We start from the raw sequence: 2,285 nt of genomic DNA on the forward strand, positions 1-2,285 counted from the left end.
GGCTAAGGGGTTGACAACGCACCACCGAACTCAAAAAACACACTGTAAACACTAAACTTCAATTTTGCACTAAAGTCGCCACACGTTGGCAATCCCTCTTGAGCCGTTTGTTATGTTTAATTTTTGATTGCATTTGCAATATTTCTAATACAACGCCTTGCAGACTCACTTACACCCGACAGTTGATAGAAACCATGTATTACACCTAGGTAACGTTCACAATAAGCGTCAACACCTTGGGAAAGAAGCAACCTGTACAACTGCTCTCCTTCATCTCGCAGTGGGTCATACTCAGCAGTGATAATCAACGTTGGAGGTAAACCTTGAAAATCCTTTCGTGCCAATAGATTCAATTCTTTTTCACTGGCCAACCGCTCTGACTCACTCGCATAAAGCTGGAAACCGGACAACAACATTTGTGCAGTAATAATGAAATCTGTACCGTTTTTCTGATAACTATCAGACGCCCCCAAGGGGTCAACCATGGGATATATTAGGACTTGTTTCTCAGGTAGCCACAGCTTTTTATTTTTCAAACGAAGTGCTGTAGCAAGAGCTAATTGTGCACCTGCACTATCACCGACAAAGAACACATGTTCAGTATCGCCGCCATATTTATGACCATGTTCTTTGATACCTAATGCGGCCTGAAATACATCATCATGAGCTGATGGGTATGCATGTTCTGGTGCTAAGCGATACTTAATGCAAATTACTATAGTCTCTGATAAATGAGCTAACTGCCTTAGTTGTGCTTCATGTGTTTCAAAACCACCGCTAATGAAACAACCGCCATGAAAATAAATTGTAATTGGCAAATCAATTTTATCGCTTGGCTTATAAACTTTGACTTGTATGCCATCCAGTTCATCAACAAACTCATCGGCCATTTCAGGACTCGAGCCAGCCAAAACCGTACTTGAGAGATAACCTGCCCGACGCTCGGAAATAGTTTGTTTTGATGGACAGGGTTTTCCACTAGAAATGAACTCTTCAACGAGTTCTTTAATGCCGCGCTCTAGATAGTTGGTCATATTTAATTCTTCGAATGTGTTCAAAACTCGGGATGATAGCCGAACACATAAAACTGTATATAAAAACAGTGGCAATTTGTGATACTGATTAAACATAACGCCCGGTTAAGGGGCTGACAACGCAAAACACCGAACCTAAAATAGCAACCGTAATCACAAATGTTGATTTAAGCAAAAACCGCCACGCGTTGGCAGTCCCTCTTAAACCGTTTGTTATGGCTCAGTTCACTAAATATCAGATTTTACCATTGCCATGATTTTATGAGCTTTTTCAAAATGATCTAATTTGTGTTCTTGAATCCACCATGTGGCGGCTTCCATTAACAAATCTGGATCGTCATTTTTATTAGCAAAAAATGCATAAAATGAAACGCCTACATTATCACCCTTCTGCTCAATCTTCTTGGAACAAACTTGAATTACCTTTTTTCTCAATGAACTACGCACTTGTTAATTGCCTGCTTTGTTAGAAAATGATGGGTAACTTATACAGATTAAAGCATGAAAACAAGAAAAACTGTTTTTATATACAGCCCTAGCCAATTGAATGAGTCATAACGCCCAATTAAGTGGTGAACAACGCACTGACCAAGCCGCCGCATTGCACCGTAAAACACTTTACTCAACGCATAGTAAAACTGCCACGCGTTGAGAATCCACTTGAATTGCTTGTTATGTGAATTTTACCGTGAATTCAAAGTAAACCACCGTAGAAATGAAGAGATTTGAATAAGTTACGTACAAAAATGATGCTTACCAAAACCTAAATTTCACAGCGATCTTAGCCGAAGAAAGCCACTTACAGAATCAAAAACAAAGAAAGCGCCCTTTCAGCCACAACAAAACCTTTTGCTTCACCAAACTTTCAGAGCTAAATATCAGCAAGTAAATCAGTCAAAAAAGCATTTCAATTAAAGCGATTTGAAACCTACAGAACTCAACACAAACCAGATCCAAAACTTAATTGAGGCAACCCAAGAACCTTGAAAACGATAAATCTCAGGTTGTTCAAGAATCCATTTCGAGCAAGCCAACTTGCCGAAAAAACGGAACGAATTCTCAATAAAATCGTAGAATTAACCTCAAAAACTCATCCAACACATAACGCCCGGCTAAGGGGTTGACAACGCACCGCCGAACTTAAAAAAACACACTGTAAACACTGAATTTCAATTTTGCACTAAAACCGCCAAGCGTTGGCAATCCCTCTTGAGCCGTTTGTTATGCAAATTCAATAAGATAAACTGACTT

The 2,285-nt window shown here is 39.5% G+C and carries 2 protein-coding genes; both read right to left on the reverse strand.

Annotated elements, in window-relative coordinates; all coding sequences use genetic code 11:
* Positions 1-116 precede the first annotated feature (116 nt).
* A complete protein-coding gene (locus AACQ42_RS01365; protein WP_094165423.1) occupies positions 117-1,034 on the reverse strand; it encodes an alpha/beta hydrolase in 918 nt (305 codons plus the stop codon).
* A gap of 228 nt (positions 1,035-1,262) precedes the next feature.
* Positions 1,263-1,481, reverse strand: coding sequence for a DUF6500 family protein (locus tag AACQ42_RS01370; protein WP_017049924.1), 219 nt, complete (start codon positions 1,479-1,481; stop codon positions 1,263-1,265).
* Between the last annotated feature and the right edge of the window lie 804 nt (positions 1,482-2,285).

This window comes from Vibrio sp. V12_P9A6T4 (assembly GCF_963874835.1).
Taxonomy (GTDB): Bacteria; Pseudomonadota; Gammaproteobacteria; order Enterobacterales; family Vibrionaceae; genus Vibrio; species Vibrio anguillarum.

Coding starts and splice junctions, on each gene's coding strand:
- AACQ42_RS01365 (WP_094165423.1), bottom strand. CDS start 1,034: ATGACCAACTATCTAGAGCGCGGCATTAAAGAACTCGTTGAAGAGTTC.